This window comes from Methanothrix thermoacetophila PT, assembly GCF_000014945.1.
Classification (GTDB): Archaea; Halobacteriota; Methanosarcinia; order Methanotrichales; family Methanotrichaceae; genus Methanothrix_B; species Methanothrix_B thermoacetophila.
Window position 1 is genome coordinate 576,976 of record NC_008553.1, and the last position, 23,270, is coordinate 600,245.

Genomic DNA, 23,270 nt, shown 5'->3' on the forward strand with positions numbered 1-23,270 from the left:
GACGACATAATCTACGTAGCTCCACGGGAATCGCGCAAACTCATCACCGTGATTCTGGTGTGTTGTCTTGCATAATTTCGAAGAAGTAAGAACATCTGAAATCACAATTCTGTATAAGTTTTTGTTGATATAAATATGCTTCGGCATATATAGATTGCGTGATTTTTCATTATAATATGCGGCGATCAGGTTAATCTGCTATCCGATTTGGACCAGTGCTCAGATTCAGCTCTCAACAGGGCACATCTGCCGGGATCAGCCGTCATTGTCGAGACTGTCTCGAAACTGGCAGCGATCGATGATAGAGGATAGCAGGGCGCAAGCTCCGGTCTTCAGGTGAGGAGGCCACGCAATGCCAACTGTGTATCGAGGCGTTTGGCTGCTTTGAGATGAGATCGCAATCAATCCACATGCGTTATGCAGGTCCAGTGATAGTAGCCGAACATCGGCGTTCCTGTGACCTCGTCGAACTCGTCGAGCTCACAGCCGCATATCTGGCATCTCTCCCCTTCAGGGACCTCAATCTCCGCGTCGTTCCAGATCACTATCACAATTAGAAATATGATCTGTGAGGTTATATTGTTTGCTCCTCGAGCCAAATGCATCAGCTGATGGTGAGAGCAACTACTCAGCTTAAAAACTAGCCCATCGCATCAGGGGCGTCGATGTACACCTCAGCAAGACCGGGTTTATCTCCATTGGGAATGAGCGTGTATGTCGCATTGCCTGCAACCACAACCACATATCCATTCGCAGGGGTCGCGTCGAGTCCGTGTGTGACAAGAAGAAACGCAAGATCCAGGGATGTCATGAGAGGATCTTCGTAGGAGTTCAACAGTCCCATCAGCTCAGAGTCCATGCAAACCGCTGGAGTCAGCAAAACCAACAGAGTAAAGACAAAGATGCCAATATGCCCATGCATACGCCTCATCGATCGACGGATCGGACCAGACTATATTTAAGTAGCACAGAAAATAAAATCTGTATCTCAAGACAGTATCAATCGTACGTAATCGCAGTCAGCACATGTTTGTGATGAAATACAATATTTGTATGATGAAGTGATATTGATATGAAAAACAATATGATGAAATTTGTGCTTTGCATTAACAAGCCCGATTGTCATCCAACACTGCGCGAAGAGGTTTGGGGGAATGTCATTTCTCTTCGGCTTTTTCACCTACCTTCTTCTCCCCAATCCTTCTGCTGAGCTGATCGAGCCGCCTCTTCAGAATCTCAAGCTCCCGTTCCACAAGCGCAATATCATCCCCCGCCGGGATCTTCTGCTCCACTTCCATGGCATCTCGCAGGATGTAGCTGCCACCCTCGATCCTGATACCCATTCCGTATACCAGGGCTGCAGCCACTTTTCTTCTCGCGCTGACAAGATCGTTCCAAAGGGCTTTTCTGGATACCCCCATGTAAAGGGCGGCCTCCTCCTGCTCGAGGTCCAGCAGATCCACAAGTCGCAGAGCCTCGAGTTCCTCTAGCGTTAAGACAACAGACGCATTCTCACCGCTCTCAGGGAGGAAACATCTCACCTCAGGTATCTCCGAGATCCAGCGCTTACCACGCCTTCGACCACGGCAGCGACACATGATTTCGGGTAGGGGAAGATTATATTTAAGCTTATCAGGGACGTCTAGAGGTTTATGCATTCTGTAAGCTCGGGGTTCCTGTGTTACGCTCCGTATGTGGCTTGGCAGCAGATATAAGTATATCATCGCTTAAGCGCCTTTGGAGGTCTTAGAATGGAGAAGGCATGCGAAAAAGATCCGAAGGCAGAGAATGACAGCCCAAGATCTGGAAAGCATAAAGAAAGCGATCGCCTGAAGCGAATAAAACACAAGATCGTGATTGGAAGTGGAAAGGGCGGCACCGGCAAGAGCACAGTTTCTGCCAACCTGGCGGTATCCCTCAAGCGTAGAGGGTACAGCGTTGGCATACTCGATGCAGACATAACAGGGCCGGACATACCAAAGCTTCTCGGGATAGAGGACGAGAAGCTGACCGCGTCCAGTGAGGGGATCGAGCCTGCTGATGCCAGGGGAATAAAGGTTGTGTCCATGGCGTTGCTGCTAGAGAGCCGGGACTCTGCTGTCGTTTGGAGGGGCCCGGTGAAGATGGCCGCACTGAAGCAGTTCGTCTTTGATGTCAACTGGGGCGACCTGGATTTTCTGGTGGTGGATCTGCCGCCAGGAACAAGCGATGAGCCCATCTCTGCGGTCCAGCTCCTGAGCGGGATGGATGGAGCGATTGTCGTCACCACCCCGCAGGATGTGGCACTGCTTGACACGCGAAAGGCAGTCAACATGTTTCTGATGATGGGCGTCCGCGTCCTCGGGATCATAGAGAACATGAGTGGTTTCAGGTGTCCGAACTGCGGCACTGTGGTGAACATATTCAGCAAGGGAGGCGGCGAGAAGGCTGCCAGAGATCTTGGTGTCGATTTTCTGGGGTACTTGCCAATCGATCCTAGGATAGTAAGCATGTGTGATATGGGGAAGGCATTCGTTGAGAACAGTGATGCTGGAGGGGCATTTGAGAAAATAGTTGACAAGTTGCTCGAGAAGATATCTGAGAAAAGCTCTGCATGATATACAGACAAACAGACAAGCTAAATATTTCTGCTGCTCACAGGAAACCTGTCTCAATTGCATAAATTCAGACGAACTCTCTATATTTATTCAAAAGTCCATAAACCTCTCTGATATCCTTTCCCTGTGATCTGGCCTCGTTGAGGTACGTGTTGTAAAGCGCCTCGGATATTGCTCTGGGTACCGGTTTGCAGTTCTCTCCGTGGAGCATCATCTCGAAGCACCGTGCCTCTGCCTCGGATAGTCTCAGAGCCCGAAACGCGCCCGAATGCTCGCAGAAGAGCGGGTTATCTGCCGGGGGAGTATTAAGCGCAACCCTGGCGAGAGGTGTTCCGGGTATTGGCTCTGCTATGCTCACAAACACATCGTCGAGCATTGCCTCCTCCATGAAATCAAGAGTCTGCTCGAAGTCCTCTCTAGATTCGCCAGGATAGCCGACGATGAAGCTCCCGCCAACCTTTACTCCATGGCTTCTGGCCAGCTCAACAGCTCTAATGTTATCAAGAACAGTCACTCCCTTTCTCATCAGCTTCAGCATCCGATCGCTCCCGGACTCGATGCCGAAGAAGAGCCACCCTATCGTGTACTCCCTGATCGCCTCCAGGATCTCATCGTCAACCAGATCCACCCTCATGTCAGGCACAGACAGGTTTTTCCTTCCCAGAATTCCGGAGAGCTCCTGGAGCATTCTGATGAACGCATCTTTATCGAGAGCGTTCCTGTAGCCAAAGAGAGATGCTGTTCCGCCACTCACAGCAACCCGCTTCACGCCCATACGCCTGAGCTCCCTCACCTCCTCTACTATATTCTCCAGCGACCTGGATCTTATATTGCGTCCGAAGAACCGCGGCACCTGGCAGAACGTGCATCCCCCCAGACAGCCTCTGTGCGTCTCGATGTAGACATTAGCGCCACGAACGCTCTGTTCTGAGAGATCTGGAGGAAATAACGGCATGGTGTGGTCGATGACCTCCATCCTGAGAGGCTCTGATCTGATGATCTCCTCACCCTCTCTGTAAGCAACGCCCGGAACCCCTTCAGGCCCGGCCTCGACGAGCCTAGCGATTATGCCCTCGCCCTCGCACATCGCCACCGCATCGACATCCAGCTCGCCAAGGACCATCTCAGGACAGATGCCAACAGGCCCGCCACAGTAGACCGGTGGTCCTGCCTTCGAGACGAACTCTCTTATCGCAGGATCCAGAAGCTGCAGTGTGGAAAAGAGACTGAGTATGATCACATCGCCATCATGGCGCAGATCTTTTGATATATTAACGGAATGCCCTCTATCTCTCAGTATGCCTCCAAGAACCATCGAGCCGTATGTGTAAACCCCTGGGGAGATTATCTGGATCTTCATCCCTCAAATCCAGTGGCGGGCTCATTTAAAACCCTTTGGACCTGCATGCGATGCGCCCAAACAATATGGTGTGGTCTAAAATGGCCAGAAGCCATCAATAGGAGAAGAGACTGCATCAGAGATCGCTGATGCAGTTATAGCATGGAAAAAACAGCCAGTATTTCAGTCTACAGTACTCTAATGCCTGTGCTCTCTGCATGCGTTATCCATGCTGGCCTCGGTGAGAAGCCCGTTCATCCAGTCGTCGATGGCATCCTTAACGGTCCCCGCTGCGCCAACGAATACCCTGATGCCGAGCTGCTGAAATGCAGAAATGGCCTTCGGCCCCAGGCCGCCGGCGATCACGACCTGCACGCCCTTTCCGTGAAGCGCATCGACCGGCAGGCCATTTCCTCCCATGTGCGTGCTGTTGTTACCGATTATTTCGATCGCACCGGTCTCGGTATCCACGATGGTAAATGTAGGAGAGCGACCGAAGTGCTGGGATATGTACTCATCCAGACCGGCTGTGCCCATTGAGGGAACGCATATTCTCACAGATCACCACCTTCTTCCTCTTCCTGCACCCATTCCGCCGCCCATTCCACCGGGGCCCATGCCGCGACCCATTCCCCCATGGGGAGGTGCTGTTGGTCCGGATACCTTCGCGAGCTCGCCTCTGCGAAAACGCTCAACCGCATCCCTGACCGTACCCCCCTGAGACTGATAGATCTCGATGCCAGCTGAGGATAAAACCTGCATCGCATTCGGCCCGACATTTCCTGTTATCAGAACGCTCGCACCGAGCTGGCTCACCAGCTGAGCTGCCTGTATCCCTGCACCACCTGCCGCCCCTGCAGCGGTGTTCTGCATCGAGCTCTCGGACATGGAATCGAGATCTACAACAACAAAGAACGGGCAACGACCGAACCTCGGATCGACCGGCGCATCAAGCCCTGCTGCCCCGGCAGTCACGCATATCTTCATAACAAACCCTCTTTTTGGAGTCAATGTGATTTATTACTTAAATATTTCGCATCATGTGCTGTGTTGAATAATGTTTGGAAATCCAATAGCAGAGAGCTAATTCATATAACATGAGACTTTAGTAAGAATCGATAGCTATTGATCACAAGGCACAGCAGCATCATGGAAAGCCTCCGTCGGGCATCCCATGATGATAATGAAACGAGCGGGAATGATTACAGGGTTTTGAGTCGTGCTTGGATCACGGTGAAGGGCAGTGCGGGTATTTATAATGAGAGAGCATGCATCTTTATGGATACACATGGTTGAAGGATTGCAGCTCAAGATTGTGATCGAGAACACCACCAGCCATCACAAACCCGGGCTCCGGGGGCAGCACGGTCTCTCCGTACTGATCGAGGCAGACCTCGGCTCAGAGAGCATGTGCATTCTCATGGATACTGGAGCATCTTCAGATGTGCTGCTCCACAACATGGATGTGCTTGGCATCGATTCAGATGATATAGATCTGATATTCCTCAGCCACGGGCATTACGATCACACTGGCGGTTTGATGGGTCTGCTGAAACATATGAAACGCCATGTGCCGATCCTGGCTCATCCCGGGATCTTCGCTCCAAAGCTCAGGTCCGAACCCTTCCTGAGGAGCATAGGCATTCCATTCACACGATGCGAGGCTGAAGGCGCAGGGGCTGTGTTGCTGCTGTCGAGAACCCCTGTGACGCTTGCCCCGGGTATAATGACGACAGGAGAGGTCGAAAGAAGAACGTCATTCGAGAGGGTCGAGGGGTTCTGGACAATAGTTGATGGGACCTACCGGGAGGACAGAATTGATGATGATCAGGCCCTAGTAATTAGCATCGAGAATCGCGGTCTGGTCGTGATATCAGGATGCGCGCACTCCGGGATTGTAAACATCGTCGATCAGGCGAGGAGGCTCACAGACTCAAATGCAATATGCGCGGTGATCGGGGGCTTCCACCTCATGGGATCTGAGGACGAGCGGATCCGCAGGACCGCTGGGGCTCTGCTCGATCTGGATCCCGAGATCGTGCGGCCAGGCCACTGCACAGGCTCCCGTGCGATCTCACAGTTGCAGGAGATCCTGGGGGACCGATGCCGGCCGCTCTTCACAGGGGATGTCATAGAGATATGATCGCTTTCGGGCCGGTACCATCAAGAAGGCTCGGCATGAGCCTTGGAGTCAACAACATCCCACCGAAAATATGCACATACTCCTGCATATACTGCCAGGTGGGACGCACGCTTGGTCTCAGCGTGGAACGGCGTGGATTCTATCCGCCGGCTCGGGTGCTGAACGAGGTCGAGAGAAAGATATCAGATGCAGGGGATGTGAGGGTAGATTACATCACATTCGTCCCCGATGGTGAGCCGACCCTCGATCTGAATATAGGGAAGGAGATCGATCTCCTCAGAACTCTTGGGCTCAGGGTGGCAGTCATATCCAACGCATCGCTTCTCTGGAGGCCCGATGTGAGAGAAGATCTCATGAGCGCTGATCTCGTCTCGATCAAGATCGATGCTGCAGATGATGGAATGTGGAGGAGAATCAACAGACCGCATCACTCGCTGAAGCTCAGAACGATTCTGGATGGCATCCGCGAGTTTGCAGCCGATTACAGTGGCAGGCTCATAACAGAGAGCATGCTGATCAAGGATATGAACGACTGTGATGAATCGCTGAGAGGCATCGCGGAGTTCCTCTCAGAGATAAGTCCTGCAACAACGTATCTATCAGCTCCGATCAGACCGCCTGCAGAGAGATGGGTGCTTCCTCCTGTGGAGGAAAGGCTCAATGCAGCATACCAGATCATGAGCGAGTTCCTGGATCACGTCGAGCTTCTTGTGAGCCCTGAAAGTGATCTGTTTGTATCATCCGGAGACGTCGGGAGTGATATCCTCAGCATAACAGCAGTGCATCCAATGCGGGAGGTGGCTCTGAGAGATCTCCTAGCTCGCAGAGGGGAGGACTGGATGCTCGTTGAGAGGCTCCTGAAATCTGGAACCCTCATGGAAACTACCTACAGAGGGGAGAAGTTTTATATTCGAAGGATCGAGTCCTCATAGCGTCTGACGACACATTAGATCTCAGCTTGACCTCTCCATTCTTGCCTGGCCAGACCATATCAGCCCCTGCGGACTGTACCCGTAGTAGCTGCCCTGAAGATTATCTCCTCTGATTGTAAGCATGCACCTGTAAAGCGCAAGATCTTCTGTAAGGAGATCGAGATACACAACACTCCCCACCACCTGTCCGGTGGCATATGCGCTGCGCTGTGCCGGGGCCAGTGTCCCACGACCGAATACGGCATCTCTGTTATGGAACAGCGTGAGATCTGCTGTGTAACCCTCAGACAGCACAAGATGCCAGCTGCCGTCCATTCTGAGCGTTTGAACGCCTGGAACGTATCCGCGGGTGTAACCCCATCTCTGAAGGGTCTCCAGATACTCCCAGGTGTGCTCAATGTCAGGCGGGCGCATCAGCACATCAATTCCCAGAGGATCCGGTTTGAGCACCTCTAAAGTGGTCCCATTACCCAGGCTGCTTGTTCTCCTGAGATCGATCACATCCGACTGAGAGTGAGCGATCAGTGTTATGCATAGGATCGCAAGCCCCCATGCCAGGAGTATCTTCACGTACATACCTCTCACAGCGGTCATGTTACTGCTGCGGTCGGATAAAAGCTCAGCTTTCATATGAGACATACACAAGACCTACATGATCTCAGATGTCATCAGACGGCTCCAGATCTGTTTTATCGAGTAAGATGCAGGGGTATTCAGCTCCACCACAGGAACTCCCCTGACCATAGCATCGATCACGTTCATATCAAAGGGTATCCGACCGACCATCTCGGTCCCCCGCCCATCGCATGCCCGTTCGATATTCTTTGAGATATCCTCATTGATATCGTACCTGTTTATGCAAACCATCGCACGGATCCGGAAATGCTCCGCGAGATCGAGTATCCTGTCGAGATCGTGCACCCCTGAGATCGTGGGCTCTGTGACCACCAGCGCCAGATCTGCCCCAGCGAGGGATGAGATGACCGGACAGCCTATTCCGGGAGACCCATCTATGAGCACCATCTCCATCCTGAGAGATTCGGCCAGATTTCTGGCGATCTCTCTGACCATCGTCACCAGCTTTCCAGACGCCTCCTCTGCCGGAAACATCTCTGCATGAACAAGAGGGCCGTATCTTGTATCAGATATGTACGCGTATCCGGATAGATGCTCAACCATCCTCACCGCATCCGAGCCACATACGAGTGTGCACACACCACAGCCCTCACATGCAGACTGATCCACTTCAAAGTTATTTATGGCATCAAAACGGCAGCGCTCGATGCATGCGCCGCATTCGGTGCACCTCTCCTTGTCTATGAATGCCCTTCTGAGTCCGAAGAACTCGCGTCTCTCTCTTACGACGGGGTTCAGAATTATATGGAGGTCGGGCGCATCCACATCACAGTCTGCGATCACAGCCCTTCCAGATGCGCATGCTGCAAAGGATGCGACTATTGAGGTCTTGCCTGTGCCCCCTTTCCCACTGATGACAACTATCTGCTTCACTCGGACATCTCCCTGATCCTCTCAGCAAGATTCGTGAACCTCTCCCGCCATTCTCCCAGCATATTCACGAAGATCACACCGCGTGAGTAAAGCTCTGCTATCTCCCTGCTCATCGGTATCTCCATTAAAACCGGAACATCCCGCTTCTCCAGGTAACTGTAAATCTCACGGGTGCCGATACCGCTCTTGTTGACCAGAACGCCTCGCGGGATCGAGAGCCTCTCGAGCAGCTTGAGTGCGAGATCGAGATCGTATAGACCAAATGGCGTCGGCTCAGCCACCAGAAGACAGAAGTCTGTATCACGCACAGACTCAACGACAGAGCATGACGCGCCAGGCGGGCAGTCAACTATGACAGTATCTGCATTTGCGTGCCTCCTGACGTCCCTGATCAGTGGTGTCGGACGCGCCTCCCCCGGCTCTAGCTCTCCCCAGACGATCTCGTGATCTTCAGACCTTGCTCTCGAGATCCAGCCTATCCTCCGAAGCACCTCTGAGATCGCCTTCTCAGGGCAGGATATCATGCACGCGCCGCACCCATGGCAAAGTTCAGGGAAAACCACAGCTCTGGTTGGGATAACTGCAATGGCGTTGAATGCGCAGACCTCAGCGCACCTCCCGCAGTGGACGCACAGCTTCTCATCGATCTGGGGCACCGGAACTGTGCACTCTTTTCTATCAAGTAGCTTCATCTCAGGGAAAAAGAGAAACGCATTCGGCTCCTCGACATCACAGTCGAGAAGCTGGGCTCCCTTCACGGACGCAGTAATACTGGTGGCCACAAGCGTCTTTCCGGTCCCGCCCTTCCCGCTGGCAACTGATACGATCAATCACAGCTCTCCTGACAGACACCAATTGACTCAACAAAGTATAGATAAAACGCTGCGATCATTTGCTAGACCGCAGCCTCTCAAGCCTCTCCCTGATGGCCTTGAGCTCCTCCTCAAGATCCGCAGCTACATCTTCCAGATAGCGAACCTCCTCATCGGGCGTCGGCTCGCGAAAGGGAGCGTACGGATAGCCAGCCATTCCAAAGCCCCTCCAGAACCACCTGGCACGGCACCACGGGTTCCAGAAACCAGGTGCTCTGTAGCCTCTGCCAGGCAGCCACCAAGGTCCTGTGCAATCTCCCCAGGGCATATCCTCTCACCTCCATGCAGTTATTACTACCTTATGAGACTAAGTACTTAAAACTTTCTAATGCACTGCAGCTCTGCAGAATGTGATAGAAAGCAGCAGGGCACAAACTCTAATCTTCGGAGAGGAGGTCACATATTCAACAGCCAGCCTCCGCTTGTAAGCAGAACTGCTGAATCACGCCAGCTGCTGGCCTCTTAGAAGATCATCGATCAGTTCCTTCAGAGAGTCTGTTTGGATCTGGAGGGTCTCAACCCCAGCCTCTGCGAAGGCATAACCAGGACCTCTGCCCCTCAGGCTTTCCTTTGTCAGCACGATATCAGGCTTGTGTTTGAGGAGAAGCTCTGCCACCTTTATCCCCTTCCCTTTCTCCAGACCCAGATACGGGTTCGCAACGATCTCCTGTCGTTTTACCTTTCGCTCCACATTATCGATATCCAAAATAGCGAAATATGGCGACTCTCCGAAGTGCGTCCCCACATCTCCAGCTGGATCTGCAAGAGGGACAGCATACCGCACGAAACTCCTCGCCATGGGCTCGTAGTGGATTATGATGCGATCCACCGCAGGTACCTCTCTCTTGATGCTCTCCTCGATGCGGGTTGCAGAAGCATGTGCTCTCTGCAGATCTCTCAATCTAAAAACCAGGTTCGCCTCCACGAAGAGGTAGCGCCCTGAGTTCCTTGCAACCACCTCCTTTACAGAGACCACCTCCGGGGCCTCCTCGATGATCGAACGTATCCTCTCCAGTGTTTCCCGATCGACAGAGGCATCGAGCAGGACGCGCATGCCACTTTCCAGGATATCCCAGCCAGCCCTTATGACGAAGAGAGCAATCACCACAGCAGCGACTCTGTCCAGCTGAACTCCGGCCATCTGCCCCAGAAACGCTATGAGGACAATTGATGACGTGAGGACATCAGCCTGGTGCTGGGCGCCATCTGCGATCATGCTTGGAGAGCCGAACCTCTCTCCAATTCGAATCTGGTACCGACCGAAGATGAACGGGATTGGAACAAGCGCCATCACCGCGAGCAGCTGCCATCCGCTGTATGTGAGGAAGATCTGCTCACCCCTTAAAGCAGCCATGACGATCTCGTAAGCGCTCAGGAAGAGCAGAATCGATATTGCGACAGAGACCACGTTCTCAACCTTGTAGAGACCGTAGGGAAAGTTCTCGCTCTTTCTGGTGGAGATCACCAGTCCGACAATCAGCGCCAGAGATGCAAGGACGTCAACCATGGAATGGATGGCATCTGCACGAAGCGATAGGCTTCCCGAGAGCTCTGAGAGCACAAGCTTCGCGCCAACAAGGAATATGTTCAGAAGCAGAGAGTAAATGGCGGTCCTCTGCACTGGATCGTCGGGCATCCTCACTCCAGTCATTCTCTCAGCATATCCTGTAATCCCATTGGTATTATATCTTCACACAAAACCATCAGGGAACCTCCATCAGCACAAGGCCGATCATCATAACAGCAAATCCTGCGATGATACCGAGGTTTGTGAGATGCTCGCTTCCGTATCTGTTTGCTATTGGGATCAGCTCGTCGATGCAGATGAATACCATGATCCCAGAGACCAGGGCGAGCGCCGCTGATAGGATCCACTGATTCAGAAAAGGGTAGAGCAACAGAAGGGCCAGAACGGCGCCCAGCGGCTCGGTCATTCCTGCTGCAAAAGAAATCAGGCAGGACCTTCCCCTCTTATTCGTTGCACAGTAGAACGGCACGCTGCATGCAATCCCCTCTGGAATGTTGTGAATTGCGATTGCCAGCGCAATGGGCACACCCAGATGAATGTCTGAGAGAGAGACGAGCGCCACGGCCATCCCCTCAGGCAGGTTGTGAATGGCTATCCCTATGGCTGACATTATGCTGCTTCTGTAAAGTGTGCTGCAGTGTGCATCTGCCTGCCCGTTGATGTGGATGTGAGGTACTGCATGATCGAGGATGTACATCAGAAGAACACCTGTGATGAAGAAGAGGTTGGAATATGCCAGGCCTGCTACCTCACGGGAGCCGCAGAAGAGGTCCACGAACGCAACGTAGATCATGACCCCTGAAGCGAAGCCGAGGCTCAGGGAGAGGTAGCGCATGTCTGGTCTGGGCACGATGTAGGAGATCAGGCTGCCTATGCCGGTAGCGCTGCCTGCAAGCAGTGTGAGAAGAAGTGCTGCAGCAAGATTCTCTGACACTCAGAAAAAACTTTGAGATGCGATGAAATAAAAAAGTTTGTAGGCCTCTGGCCTACACAGCTGGCATGACGAGGGATCTCTCGCCGGCAGCGCGGAACTCGCGCGCACCGCCCTTGCCGAAGCAGAGCCTGATGTCGGTCCAGTCGAAGACCAGCGCGGGGTTGGCGAAGGTCACCTTGATCAGCGGGTTGCATGCGAAGGCGTCGCCGCGGCCTGCGTGAGCAGCGCTTGAGATGCCTGCATACTCGCCCTGGTGGCCGACGTTCATCGCGTAGTTCGGATAGTTGGCGCCCCTCAGCTCGAGCGGGTTGCCCTCGTCCGACTGGTACGAGAAGACGTTGGTTGGGCCGCACTGATCCTGCAGGTCGTAGCCGAAGAATCCGAGCCTGCCATGTGCCTCCTTATGCAGCAGCTGCGAGAGGTACCAGCCAGCAAGGCCTGCCTGGCTGTTGCCAGTCGCTATGGCACAGGTGATGCCTGAGGCGGCTGCTGTGACTCCTGCCCTCTGGGATCCGCCGAAGTGATCCTCAAGCAGGGTCGGGAACGACTCGTACTGCTCAAGCGCATAGAGGGTGACCTCTGTGGCCAGATCCTTGACGACCTCCAGGTTGGCCGGCGCCTTGGCGAATCCACCGTACTTCTCCACGGCATAGTCAACGCCATAGTAGGAGAAGTCATCCAGGACATCGTTGGTGTACGCTGCTGTGGCGTACTGTGTGAATCCGACGCCTCCGGACATGTAGCTGCCCAGCCAGATCTGATCGTAGAGCATCGTGCCTGCAGCGACCACGTTCAGTGAGACCTGTGTCGGATCCCAGGGCTTGACCCTCGATGTCTGGACCATGTCAGCCATGAAGCCGAAGCTCAGGCCGCCCGGGTTGTTGGGACCGCGAGCGCGGCGTGCAGGCAGCATGTCAGACATCTGGAGAACAGCGGCGTGCTTCGCAGCATACGCCAGATCCGCGACTGCAGCCTCACCGGCGCACATGTTGTACGCATCGATGAACGTCATCGAGAGCTGCATCGCGCTCCACCTTGAGGTCGTTCCACCATCGCAGCTCCTGACAACGATCGTGGGGATGTGGATTGCCTGCCAGGTGGTCTTGCCGATGGCAGCCTTGAGCTGCTCCGCCTGGTCTGCCGGGAAGAGCTTGTTGATATCTATGAGGTACTGCGGATCGATCTCGTCAGCGAGGTCATCATCTCCAGTGAAGACCCTGACGTTGCAGTCCTCCACCAACCCTGGATGTGTCTCAACCATGTGCTCCTGGACCACGGCTGCGCCGGGCATCGCGTGGTTGAGGATCTCCAGGTAGTTGTTGATCGTCTCAGGTGTGACCTCCTTGCCCAGGCGCTTCTCAAGCACCTCATGGGCCATATCGAGGCCTACCACGACGGTCCTGCGAATATCGTCCCACATCTGCTGCATCGCAGGGTTGTTGACGAAGTGCAGGTCGTCGCCCTCAACTATATACTCTGTGTTGGACAGCTTGTAGGGGACCAGCTGCCTCTGTCCCAGCGGAACTCCGCCGCAGTGCAGGTATGGGTTGTAGAATGATATGCCACGCTTCCCCTCCAGCTTCTTGGAGTACTCCATGAACTCTCTCTTACGAGCGCTCTGCTCGGGACCGAGCCTCTTGTACTCGGTCTTCTGGCTCGAGAGATCGAAGTCCTTTCCGAACTTCTTGGTCAGAGCCCTGACGAATAGCTTTTTGGTATGAAGTTTTGCCATTTATCTCGCCTCCTCACTCCGGCCTGAAGCCCCACTTTGTCCTGTACTCCCACATGTGGTGCAGGGCCTCCAGCGCCTCGTCGAACTTTCTGGCGCCCACTTTACCACCAAAGGATACGTTGTCGTACCTGAAGATCGTCGTCCGCTTCTTGAGCTCATCCTCGCTCATCGGCTTGCCGACATTGATCTTCTTGTCCAGCGGTATGCCTACCTGGTCCTTGACATAGTAGACGTTGCCATCGGCGCCCAGCTCGGTCCTGGCCAGCATATCGAACATCAGGCCGTTCTCCTCAAGCCTCAGGGAGTGGCCGTGGACCGTGCAGCCCCTCATGGAGCACCTGGCGACGTCTGTCATCTCAGAGTCCATAAGCTTCTTGGTGTACGCCTCGATATCTCTCTCACGGGCCTCTATGATCTGCCTGCCTGAGAGGGTGCCTGGATCCGCGCCTCTGCAGTTGATAGCCGCCCAGTAGGACCTCCAGTAGGGAATCGACGGGGCGAAGTACATCGAGTCAGCAAACTGAGAATACCTGACGCGATCTCCTGCCGCAGCGCCCGGTGTGGGCTCGACGAGCTGCCTTATCGGACAGTCAGGCTCACCCATCTCCTTCAGTGGCGGATGGGTGCTCGGGTAGTCGGCACCTGGGGCCCTGTGGCCCATAATAGCGACTACATCTGCCTCGGGAATATCTCTGAGCTTCTCGAGGTTTCCGGACATGTGCTTCCTTCTGTTGGCGCCAACAGAGGTGTTGCCGGGATAGTATTGGGGTGTGTATGCCATATTATCTCTCCTCCTTCTCGTCACTATCCTTTTCAGACAGAATGGCCAGAGCAGATTCCTTCTTGGCTCGCGGATCGACCAGTCCGAGAATACGCTTGTCTGCATCCTTCCCGTATTTCGCATAATCGGAGATTGTGGAGATATCACGGAAGAACTTGCCCCTCTTTATCTGGAAGCTGAAGGGCAGCGCTCGCTCACACGCTGCCTCGATTCCAGGAAGGAACTCCTCGCCCTCCAGCTCCAGTCGGATCCTGCCGACCTTCACCCTGAGCTCCAGGACCTCACCCCCCACCTCCACGAGAAGATTTCTGTGCTCCTCTATGGGCAGGCCCTTGCCGGGGCCGTATGTCACCGTCCTCGGGAGGTTGGGGCCCTGAATCATCATGCGGACGATTCCTCCGCTCTTGTAGAGCTCATTCAGGAGCTTCTGGGTGGTCTCCGGCGAGAGAAACCTGCTGGGGAAGATCTCCACCTGGACTGGCTCCGAATCCGTGTCTGATTTAATAGTGACCATGTGTTTCGCCTATCTTAGATTGCCTCCGCCACCGATACAATCGGCTCACGGAACTCCTTTATCTCTCCGTAGATGGCCCCGACGAGGCCGGATGTCATCTCGGGTGTGAACATCTGTGTGCCGGCATCAAGAGCCACAGCTGCAGCAACGCATGGTATGGCCATGCCTCTGGAGTGCCTGGTCACGATGTGGTTGCCGTTGAACACACCGGGACCGCCGCCGCCGTAGATCGAGTGGCTGAAGAACGAGAAGCCGACTGCAGTACCCATCACCCTGCCGAAGTCACATCCAGGCAGAGCGGTCTCCTTCTCAACGAGGTCGTTGTAGTACAGCAGCGTCGAGGAGACAGCCTGGGCACCCCTCAGAGCACCGCAGTTGACCATTGTGGCTGCGAGAACGCCAGCTGCATTGTACGCATTCCACATGGAAACGTCATTTGCCTCGTACATCACATATCCGGAGGGGAACTTCTTGCCGGGCTTTATGACCTTGTCCTCAAGCGCCCTCTCGACGACGCTGTGGACGACCGTGCCTATTGTGCCGGTCTTGCCGTTCTTCTTGACGAGATCATATACCATGTTGTTCGCGTTCAGACCCTGGAATGCAAGCGCGAGAAGCTGGTGCCTCTCGAAGATGCCGATCGCATTGCCCATCTCGAACTCGCCCATCTGCTCAAGTATCGCGGCGAGGGATGCGGCATTCATGGCGTTTCTCTTTGTGATGGCAGCGATGTGGTTCGCCATGACGTTCCTGTATGCGAAGCCCAGACCCTCATCGTTCTGGGGTATGTTGAGAACAGATGCGACGTTTCCGCCGTTCATGCCGACGGTCTGCGGGTACTCGCCCCACACTGCAGCATGGATCATCGGAGCATCGAAGAGACCTGCCTTGAAGTGCTGGATTATCGCCTCAACAGTGGCAGCTGCGGCAGCCGTCATTCCGACCACGAACTCAGAGGCGATCTCCGCCCTGGCCGAGGGGATCTGGACGAGAAGCTGCTTGCCTCCGCCGAGTACCTGCACATTTGTATCGTCGCCGGGTGTAACCTGGAGAAGGGCCTTTATCTTCTCAGCAAGGGCAGATGCATTTGCAACAATATCGTAGTTCAGCTCGCGGCCCTTGATCTGCCTTCTGCCGCCGCCGACACGCCCTGTCTTCAGAGCATTTTCAATTCCTGCCAGGTTTACTGCAACAGTCCGCCTCGTCAGTTTCGCAAGCTTTTGGATAGCTGCGTTCCTGAGTGGGCTGATGGCGCTGAGGTCAACGTCACTCTTTAAAAGAACCCCACGGTCACTATATATGTCTATCTTGTCAGACACGTTCCTTATCCTCCTTTACCTTCTAGCAGAAAGGCGCAATGGATACCGTCCCCTGGAGCGATGATACGACACCAAGCCGTATCCAGGTCCGGCCATATCATTACAACCTCCCGCCGCTAATACAATCGATGCATGTCTACTTAAATGTTTTGATTGAGATTACAAATTAAGTATAAATTATTTTAATAAGATCACGAAGTGAATTTATAAATAGCAAAATTTTTTAAAAAATGCCACGTATTTTAATAACTAGCAGTGCCGAGAATCATACTGATATACAAAATTCGCATTGCGAATCGCAGGAACAAAACCACACGATTTTTATGTGATATAGTTTTCTGCGCGACATCTCAAAAGAGACCATATCATTCAATATATTATATAATCAATGCTCAACCCTCTCTGCTTAGTAAATGTAAAACCCACATGTCAGCTACTCCGGCCAGGCAGGAGCTTGTCCTTGGCGTTATGCAGAGAATCCAGCGTGCTCCTACGACTCTCGACGGAGTCGAGAATCGTAAAGGCTGCGGCGCGTTCAGTAGCCACTTGACAGAGGCAACAGGCAGGTTGACGCCAGCTTGCAAAACCGGGCTCTTACGAGCGGCGACCCCGTAGACACACCTAGACTCAGATGCAGGTTTCAGCTTCCGCATTGCTGCGGATTCGGAGTGCTCTGATGTCTCTCACCATCCCTGCTCGAAACCGTTTCTCCATAACGGGGTCTATTGTCAGGTCTGATGGCATGGCATTTCAGGAGATAATCATGTGAAGATATGGCTACCATGTGGAGTACACTCCTCCCTCTAAAGAGCGGGGTCTCCGCTATCCATACGCCCCAGGTGATTCTATCACTATAATCGAATGTTATTACATTGTGAGACTTGAACCCGAAAAGGTGTATCAAAAACAGAACATGGTCTCGAATAGCCGAATGACTCCGGAACCAAGACCCACTGACAAATGAGTCCGGGCAAACTGAGCGCTCTTCATGTGATGTCCTGAGCCGGGCACTCGGATTTGAATCCACTGAAATCGCCGGAGCGTCTCATCGCCCTCCATATTTCAGGGAGTGGTGTATCCAGAACGTTCCCGTAAACCCTGCTGAGATACGGACACCCCCTGATCCCACCATCCACACCCACATGAAGCCAGCGTCTGCCTGCCATGCAGCCCAGCATCTCGCCCTCGAAGTACGTGCTTGCAAATACCCTTGGACCGTCCTGGGAGGCGTTCATCTTTCTGTAGAAACGTATGATCTTCTCCCTGTCGATACGGGTCAGGCGCTCATCCTCACTCCTTGGTATCGCCTCCCACACAGATAGCTCGTGTACCCCGAGCTCTCTGGCAAGCTCGTACAGCTCCGGAAGCGTATTGACCCTTTCTGAGTTCACATGGGTTGACATCGTTACGAGCAGGCCTGCCTTCAGCCCCATCCTAATGGCATTCACAGCCCTCTCATAAGCTCCCACAACACCGCGGATCTGATCATGGATCCTGGGATCGGCGCTGTAAATCCCTATGATGAGGTTGTAAAGACCTGCCTCCCTCAACGCATCAGCAATCTCAGGGGTCATCTCAAGCCCGGGGGTGAATAGATTGACCACAGCTTTCTCCTTATCCACATATTTTACAAGCTCGATGATGTCAGGCCTGAGCAGAGGATCGCCCTCTGTGAATGTGATTATACATGCGCCCATATCCAGAGCCTGGTCTATGACGTTCCTGATCGCATCTGAGGAGAGCTCATCCTCAGCCTCCTGGAGCGTGCAGTGCTCACAGCTGCACCCGCATCTGCGTGTCACCTCTATGCTCACAGTCTGGGGGACCTCACGACCTATCGCTATCCGGGCCTCATTCATGATGAGCCGCCTGAATGGCCCGCTCGGTATCGGCGGGAGCCATGTTGATGGTATTATCGCATCGCTCCTCACGAGCGCAGGTTTCTCCTCCGCCAGCCTCTCATTTATCTTCTTCAGTATCGGTTGGACCATAAGCGAGAGGGCCCCATGCGCCTCGATCCTCCGCGCCTCATCGATGAAGTCGACCGTAAGGGCGGCGGTCTTTAGTAGCTGAGTCATTGATGCGTAATAGCCTCCACGTCAGTTATAGCTTTATCGCTCTCCAAAGAGAGTTCCTGCAGCTTTCCAGGCTTATCCCAATCTTAGATTACAAGGGCACTTTATTTTTCCGGCGCATGGAGCCCTGATAGAGAGTAGCAGTGTGCAAACTCCGGTCTTCAGGACGGAGAGGAAGCCACGCACGCACCTGAGAGAGTTTAATTCATATGTGGTTCTCATATGTGGTTCTCCTCATGCCTGCTGCAGACCACACCAGATAGATATAAGTAAAAGCACCCATGGTTTTTGTGCATTATCTGTCTCGATCATCAGGATGGATTATAAGATGAGTCTGAATAAAGGAGATATTATAAAGCTAGAATATACGGGGATCGTGGACGGCAGTGTGTTCACATCCACCAGTGCCGATGTCGCAAAGGAGAACGGCATATACGACGAGAATGTAACCTACGGCCCCAGGATCGTGATACTGGGAGCAGGCCAGATAGTTCCCGGGCTCGAGGAGGAGCTCATTGGAAAGGAGCCTGGGCAATCAGGATCTGTTGAGCTGCCGCCTGAGAAGGCATACGGCGTTCGTGATCCGGAGAAGATCGAAACCGTGATGCTCAACAGATTCAAGGATGAGAAGCCGTATCCGGGGATGCGCGTCTCTGTCGATGGTAAAATAGGGACCGTTACGAGGATTGTAGGGAGAAAGGCAACGATCGACTTCAACCACCCATTCGCAGATAAGACCGTGCGATTCGATTACAAGATACTGGAGCGCATAGAGGATAGAGAGGAGAAGCTCAGAGCGATGATCAAGATCTTCAGCGACATCGAGCTCGAATCCAGGATAACAGACGACGTGGCTGAGATAACAGTCCCGTGGGAGATCTCCTACTTCAAGGACTGGCTCATGATAAGGCGCTGGCTTGCAGATATGGCCCTGCGGACGCTGGGGCTGAAGGAGGTCAGGTTCGTTGAGAGGCACACGCCAGAGGACAGGCTCCGTGCTGAGCTGATATCGCCTCCCGAGAAGCATCCGGAGGGGAGTGAGAGCACAGATTCGGACGATACTGAGAAAACAGCGCAGAAGAGCGGAGGGGAGGGTTCAGGCGAGGGCTCTGGAGGCGAGAGCCAGCCCGGAGCATAGAAGTCTATCCTGCCTGAAGAAGTATGGTTCCATGCAGCAGGTGCGGCAGGCCCTCGGTGATACACCAGCGCTACTCAGGCCTCAACCTGTGCGCTGAGCACTTCGAGGAGGATGTGCAGAGAAAGATCCGCGAGACGCTCCGCACCTACCGGATATTCTCCAGAGGAGGACGGGTGGCTGTCGCCCTCAGCGGTGGGAAGGATAGCTCTGTTCTCCTCTACACGCTCAAGCGGATATTTTCTCACCGCAGGGATATCGAGCTCATCGCCTTGATGGTCGATGAGGGCATAAGCGGATACAGAGAGGATACGCTGCAAAATGCCGCTGCGCTCGCGGATCGGCTCGATGTACCGCACATCACCCTCAGCTTCAGAGAGGAGTTCGGCATAACAATTGATGAGATTGCGGAAAGGGATCTCCACCAGGCTCCATGCACTTACTGCGGCGTCATGAGAAAGCACCTGCTGAACAAGAGAGCCAGAGAGCTCAACGCGATCGCGCTTGCCACAGGCCACAACCTCGACGACGAGGCCCAGACGATCCTTCTGAACTACCTGAGGGGTGATGTCGACAGGCTCTTCAGACTCCTACCGAAGCGCCCAAAGGAGGGGCTGGTATACAGGATAAAACCGCTCCGGAGGATTCCGGAGCGCGAGGTCGCGATATACGCAATGATTCATGGGATATTTCCTCGCGGTCACGGCTCCTGTCCGAATGTGCCCAGGGCAATGCGTCTCGAGGTCAAGAACATCTTAAATGAGATAGAGGCGAGACATCCAGGCACAAAGTACTCGATCCTGAGGGGATTCGACAAGATACGCGAACTTGCGCCGGATATTCATGTGGATCTGCACAGATGCGAGAGGTGCGGCGAGCCTGCTGGGGGCAGTGTGTGCAAGACATGCCAGCTGCTTGAGGGATTCAGAGCAAAGCCTTTAAGTCATAAAAGCAAGAACTCATGCCCCGATGTTCGCCTCGGTAGCTCAGCTGGTCAGAGCGAGTGACTTGTAATCACTAGGTCGCGTGTTCGAATCACGCCCGGGGCTTCTCTGTGGGGGTTATCATGCAGAGATTGATGATGCTGGTGATTGTGGCATCTCTTGTGCTCTCACCTGCCCTCTCAATACCGAAGGTCGTGGAGAAGGACATCTCTAAGAGCGAACTCGAGGAGCTTGAGGAGCTCTTCTCTGGCAGTCAGGTGGGGCAAAATGCGACAGAGGCAGCACCTAGCGCGGAGATTCCAGAGTATTCGGACTATGTTTCCACAGACGAGACCTCAATAAACATGATCTACAGCCCGCCATACATCAGCGATCTTGTTAACAACACGCTGTTCTCGGAGCTCTCGATGTTAATGAACGTGAGCATCTCGCCTCCCTATATTTCGCTCAACATGAGTGTGCCCAGAACAGCTTACAAAATACGCCACGTGATAAGCTGAGGCGCTGCTGGCCATCCACCTCAGAAGTACCGGCTGTGGCCAATGCGGTGGTGGCGAATGAACGTCTCATGAGGATGTCTCATGACTGCAGGCTGCTGCAGAAGCAAGAGCGGTTGCATTTCCAAGATGGTCTTCCAGCGATGCCTGCTGATGGAAGCAGCCGCGATGCGCCCGTGGAGATCGGGAAGGCGCGGTCTGCCCTCAGCCGCGTCTCCTTCTTCTCTTGATGTCGAGGCGTGCTTTGCATCTCGGACATGCCTTCGGCTTGCTTACCCTCGCCACCCACTGGTATCCACATTTAGTGCACTTCATCTGTTTCATATGTACATGGTTGTAATAAGAGTATTAATAACTTTCCATTGATGATAATATTTTGGTGCCATAACCCCACAACCACAGTTTTTGACTTTTGTTTCACATACTGCATGAAATGGAAGATTACATGATATTAATATAAATAAATATTATCTATTATCCGCCAATGTGGATACATGTGCCCTGGGCAGAATGATAACCTCTATCTCGATGCCGAACTCCTCCGCATAGGATCTGATCCTGCGCTCTGCATGCTCCACCATGCCGCCGGATGTTATGATCAGAGAGCTCTTGCCTGCTATCGCCTTGAGAACGCACTTGTCCACGACTCCATAAGAGAAATCAAGCTCCAGAAGCTCCTCGCTGGCGATCATCTTCGCCTTTGTCCCCATCGCGCCGATGTATCTCACGGCGCCAGAGGATAGGATATCGCGAATTCTTGAGGGCGGCGTGGCAGATATATCGCATATGTATATCCTGCCAGGCTTTCTCCCCGATCTCCCAGCAGCGGATTCTATAAGGTGCATCAGATCCACAATGTTTCTGGGCATCTCGTCCACCGGCACCAGGATCCCCCTCCCGAGCATCTCCCTGTAGATCTCCAGTACCGCGGGAAGCTTCAGGCGCGCCTTTCTGACCACATCTGGATCAGCAAAAACCCTCTCAGGCGTGCCGGTGCGCACGACATTCCCACCATCCATGAGCACGACCTCATCAGCCCAGCGGTACGCAAGCTCCACGTCATGGGTGGAGATAACCACTGTCTTCCCGTAGAGGTTGAGCTCATCGAGCATCTCCATGATCTCCTCAGATGTCGCTGGATCAAGGTTGCTTGTAGGCTCATCCAGAACCAGAACCTCGGGCTCCATCACCAGGATCCCTGCTATAGCAACCCTCTTCTTCTCCCCGCCGCTGAGGTGATGCGGAGGGCGGTTCCGGTGCTCATCCAGACCCACATAGCTCAGTGCATATCCGACATATCTCTCGATCTTCTCCCTAGGATACCCCAGGTTCAGGGGGCCGAACGCGATATCCTGCTCAACCGTTGGGGCGAAGAGCTGATCATCTGAGTTCTGAAAGACCACGCCAACACTCTTCCTGATATCCCTGAGAGAGCGAGAATCATACCGCATCGGCTCGCCCTTGAACAGGACTGTTCCGGATGATGGCCTCAGGGTACCGTTAAGCATCAGGAGCAGCGTGGATTTCCCAGCGCCGTTGGGTCCAACGAGAGCGACCTTGCTGCCGCTCTCTATGGAGAGCGTCACGTTCCTGAGAGCTGCATGCCCATCGCCGTAGATGTAGCACACATCCCTGAGCCCAAGTATCTCGCTCACGCTAATCCACTCCTGATCACTGCGAGCAGGAACGCCGTGATCGAGAGAATGTAAATAGCAGACACCACAAGATGGGCTGGCCTCACAGAATGGTCATCTCCCACAGGCATCCTTCCACTGTAACACCTCGAATCCATGGCCACCATCAGCCTCTCCCCCCTCTCCCAGGCCCTTATGAAGAGAACGCTGGCGAGCATCGCGAATGAGCTGATAGAGCCTCTGATGCTCGTGTAGCCCATCCTCATCTCCTGAGCGCTGTGCACCAACATCGCCTCCTCAAGAAGAACGAAGATATAGCGGTATATGAGCATAGACAGCTCCACAAGCGTCTCCGGCAATCCCATGGATCTCAGAATGGAGAAGATCTCAGTCATAGGGGTTGTGAGAGCGATGAAGAAGAGAGAGGATGTGCCACCGATCGTTCTCGATACCAGAAGCATGCCGAGCCACAACCCCTCCCGGCTGAGGCTTAGCGCGCCGAGGCTCATAATCTCCTCCCCAGGGCTCAGGAGCGCGACTACCGACGCGCTCAGGAGCGCAAAGGAGAGGGGTATTGCAATGATCCCGATGTACAGCCTCCAGGGGATCCTGGCCAGGAGGATCACAGCAGCGCTCAGGCATGCAGAGACTGCTAGGGGCACAGCAGGCGTCGGGGATGCGATGCATGCCATTATGGAGAATGCGCCTATCGCGAGCTTGAGCTTCGGGCTTACATCTCTCAGCCCGTTATCATGCGCATGATCGTCCAGGAGCCTGTGCATACC

25 protein-coding genes and 1 tRNA gene are annotated in these 23,270 nt (G+C 53.8%); 7 read left to right on the forward strand and 19 right to left on the reverse strand.

The annotated features are described in order from the left end of the window. Positions 1 to 401: 401 nt before the first annotated feature. From MTHE_RS02840 to MTHE_RS02850, 3 genes are all read right to left on the reverse strand, one after another. Positions 402 to 551 carry a hypothetical protein gene (locus MTHE_RS02840; protein WP_175265719.1) on the reverse strand — a complete coding sequence of 50 codons (150 nt, stop codon included), beginning with the start codon at positions 549 to 551 and terminating at the stop codon, positions 402 to 404. A gap of 89 nt (positions 552 to 640) precedes the next feature. Further along, positions 641 to 811 (reverse strand): hypothetical protein, encoded by a 171-nt coding sequence (locus MTHE_RS09110; protein WP_232840888.1) that lies wholly within the window; start codon positions 809 to 811, stop codon positions 641 to 643. Positions 812 to 1,157: 346 nt separating this feature from the next. Continuing rightward, positions 1,158 to 1,598 (reverse strand): DUF134 domain-containing protein, encoded by a 441-nt coding sequence (locus MTHE_RS02850; protein ID WP_175265720.1) that lies wholly within the window; start codon positions 1,596 to 1,598, stop codon positions 1,158 to 1,160. Between the two features lie 153 nt (positions 1,599 to 1,751). Between MTHE_RS02850 and MTHE_RS02855 the strand changes: the two genes are divergently transcribed. Next, on the forward strand, positions 1,752 to 2,597 hold the full coding sequence (locus tag MTHE_RS02855) for an Mrp/NBP35 family ATP-binding protein (protein WP_011695745.1): 846 nt from the start codon (positions 1,752 to 1,754) through the stop codon (positions 2,595 to 2,597). 67 nt (positions 2,598 to 2,664) lie between these two features. On the opposite strand, the gene MTHE_RS02860 is transcribed toward MTHE_RS02855, so the two are convergent. The 3 genes from MTHE_RS02860 to MTHE_RS02870 form a co-directional block, all read right to left on the reverse strand. Further along, positions 2,665 to 3,957, reverse strand: coding sequence for a methyl-coenzyme M reductase glutamine C-methyltransferase (locus MTHE_RS02860; RefSeq protein ID WP_011695746.1), 1,293 nt, complete (start codon positions 3,955 to 3,957; stop codon positions 2,665 to 2,667). A 177-nt stretch (positions 3,958 to 4,134) separates the two neighbouring features. Beyond that, positions 4,135 to 4,494, reverse strand: a complete 360-nt coding sequence (locus MTHE_RS02865; RefSeq protein ID WP_011695747.1) for a NifB/NifX family molybdenum-iron cluster-binding protein — start codon at positions 4,492 to 4,494, stop codon at positions 4,135 to 4,137. A gap of 3 nt (positions 4,495 to 4,497) precedes the next feature. Beyond that, complete coding sequence (locus MTHE_RS02870) at positions 4,498 to 4,923, reverse strand: NifB/NifX family molybdenum-iron cluster-binding protein (RefSeq protein ID WP_011695748.1); 426 nt, start codon at positions 4,921 to 4,923, stop codon at positions 4,498 to 4,500. Positions 4,924 to 5,224: 301 nt separating this feature from the next. Between MTHE_RS02870 and MTHE_RS02875 the strand changes: the two genes are divergently transcribed. Continuing rightward, complete coding sequence (locus MTHE_RS02875) at positions 5,225 to 6,079, forward strand: MBL fold metallo-hydrolase (protein WP_175265721.1); 855 nt, start codon at positions 5,225 to 5,227, stop codon at positions 6,077 to 6,079. Beyond that, entirely contained in the window at positions 6,076 to 7,011 is a 936-nt protein-coding gene (locus tag MTHE_RS02880; RefSeq protein WP_011695750.1) for a radical SAM protein, read from the forward strand. The genes MTHE_RS02875 and MTHE_RS02880 overlap by 4 nt, the downstream gene beginning before the upstream one ends. A 21-nt stretch (positions 7,012 to 7,032) precedes the next feature. Here the strand turns inward: MTHE_RS02880 and MTHE_RS02885 are convergent, their stop codons facing one another. From MTHE_RS02885 to MTHE_RS02935, 11 genes are all read right to left on the reverse strand, one after another. Then, on the reverse strand, positions 7,033 to 7,587 hold the full coding sequence (locus MTHE_RS02885; RefSeq protein WP_175265722.1) for a hypothetical protein: 555 nt from the start codon (positions 7,585 to 7,587) through the stop codon (positions 7,033 to 7,035). A 72-nt stretch (positions 7,588 to 7,659) separates the two neighbouring features. Beyond that, positions 7,660 to 8,520 carry an ATP-binding protein gene (locus tag MTHE_RS02890; RefSeq protein ID WP_011695752.1) on the reverse strand — a complete coding sequence of 287 codons (861 nt, stop codon included), beginning with the start codon at positions 8,518 to 8,520 and terminating at the stop codon, positions 7,660 to 7,662. Next, on the reverse strand, positions 8,517 to 9,350 hold the full coding sequence (locus MTHE_RS02895; protein WP_011695753.1) for an ATP-binding protein: 834 nt from the start codon (positions 9,348 to 9,350) through the stop codon (positions 8,517 to 8,519). Before MTHE_RS02895 ends, MTHE_RS02890 begins: the two co-directional genes overlap by 4 nt. 58 nt (positions 9,351 to 9,408) lie before the next feature. Continuing rightward, positions 9,409 to 9,660, reverse strand: a complete 252-nt coding sequence (locus tag MTHE_RS02900; protein WP_011695754.1) for a DUF5320 domain-containing protein — start codon at positions 9,658 to 9,660, stop codon at positions 9,409 to 9,411. Between the two features lie 174 nt (positions 9,661 to 9,834). Then, complete coding sequence (locus MTHE_RS02905; RefSeq protein ID WP_011695755.1) at positions 9,835 to 11,043, reverse strand: cation diffusion facilitator family transporter; 1,209 nt, start codon at positions 11,041 to 11,043, stop codon at positions 9,835 to 9,837. A gap of 52 nt (positions 11,044 to 11,095) precedes the next feature. Beyond that, the gene (zupT, locus tag MTHE_RS02910; RefSeq protein ID WP_011695756.1) at positions 11,096 to 11,854 is read right to left on the reverse strand and encodes a zinc transporter ZupT; all 759 of its coding nucleotides are present in this window, start codon (positions 11,852 to 11,854) and stop codon (positions 11,096 to 11,098) included. A 52-nt stretch (positions 11,855 to 11,906) separates the two neighbouring features. Continuing rightward, entirely contained in the window at positions 11,907 to 13,586 is a 1,680-nt protein-coding gene (gene mcrA / locus MTHE_RS02915; RefSeq protein ID WP_011695757.1) for a coenzyme-B sulfoethylthiotransferase subunit alpha, read from the reverse strand. A 13-nt stretch (positions 13,587 to 13,599) separates the two neighbouring features. Further along, positions 13,600 to 14,367, reverse strand: a complete 768-nt coding sequence (gene mcrG, locus MTHE_RS02920) for a coenzyme-B sulfoethylthiotransferase subunit gamma (protein ID WP_011695758.1) — start codon at positions 14,365 to 14,367, stop codon at positions 13,600 to 13,602. A 1-nt stretch (position 14,368) separates the two neighbouring features. Further along, positions 14,369 to 14,839 carry a methyl-coenzyme M reductase operon protein D gene (gene mcrD / locus MTHE_RS02925; protein WP_232840889.1) on the reverse strand — a complete coding sequence of 157 codons (471 nt, stop codon included), beginning with the start codon at positions 14,837 to 14,839 and terminating at the stop codon, positions 14,369 to 14,371. A gap of 56 nt (positions 14,840 to 14,895) precedes the next feature. After that, the gene (gene mcrB / locus MTHE_RS02930; protein WP_011695760.1) at positions 14,896 to 16,200 is read right to left on the reverse strand and encodes a coenzyme-B sulfoethylthiotransferase subunit beta; all 1,305 of its coding nucleotides are present in this window, start codon (positions 16,198 to 16,200) and stop codon (positions 14,896 to 14,898) included. Positions 16,201 to 17,186: 986 nt separating this feature from the next. Then, the gene (locus tag MTHE_RS02935; RefSeq protein ID WP_011695761.1) at positions 17,187 to 18,278 is read right to left on the reverse strand and encodes a radical SAM/SPASM domain-containing protein; all 1,092 of its coding nucleotides are present in this window, start codon (positions 18,276 to 18,278) and stop codon (positions 17,187 to 17,189) included. Positions 18,279 to 18,591: 313 nt separating this feature from the next. On the opposite strand from MTHE_RS02935, the gene MTHE_RS02940 reads away from it, so the two are divergent. The 4 genes from MTHE_RS02940 (at position 18,592) to MTHE_RS02955 (ending at position 20,854) form a co-directional block, all read left to right on the forward strand. After that, on the forward strand, positions 18,592 to 19,413 hold the full coding sequence (locus MTHE_RS02940) for an FKBP-type peptidyl-prolyl cis-trans isomerase (protein WP_232840890.1): 822 nt from the start codon (positions 18,592 to 18,594) through the stop codon (positions 19,411 to 19,413). Positions 19,414 to 19,436: 23 nt separating this feature from the next. Then, complete coding sequence (locus tag MTHE_RS02945) at positions 19,437 to 20,417, forward strand: TIGR00269 family protein (RefSeq protein WP_011695763.1); 981 nt, start codon at positions 19,437 to 19,439, stop codon at positions 20,415 to 20,417. Continuing rightward, positions 20,386 to 20,459: transfer RNA gene (locus MTHE_RS02950), tRNA-Thr, on the forward strand. Before MTHE_RS02945 ends, MTHE_RS02950 begins: the two co-directional genes overlap by 32 nt. A 17-nt stretch (positions 20,460 to 20,476) precedes the next feature. After that, positions 20,477 to 20,854 (forward strand): hypothetical protein, encoded by a 378-nt coding sequence (locus MTHE_RS02955; RefSeq protein WP_011695764.1) that lies wholly within the window; start codon positions 20,477 to 20,479, stop codon positions 20,852 to 20,854. 464 nt (positions 20,855 to 21,318) lie between these two features. Here MTHE_RS02955 and MTHE_RS02960 read toward each other — a convergent pair whose 3' ends face one another. After that, on the reverse strand, positions 21,319 to 22,506 hold the full coding sequence (locus MTHE_RS02960; protein WP_011695765.1) for an energy-coupling factor ABC transporter ATP-binding protein: 1,188 nt from the start codon (positions 22,504 to 22,506) through the stop codon (positions 21,319 to 21,321). Further along, a complete protein-coding gene (gene cbiQ, locus MTHE_RS02965; RefSeq protein WP_011695766.1) occupies positions 22,503 to 23,267 on the reverse strand; it encodes a cobalt ECF transporter T component CbiQ in 765 nt (254 codons plus the stop codon). The genes MTHE_RS02960 and cbiQ overlap by 4 nt, the downstream gene beginning before the upstream one ends. Positions 23,268 to 23,270 lie beyond the last annotated feature (3 nt).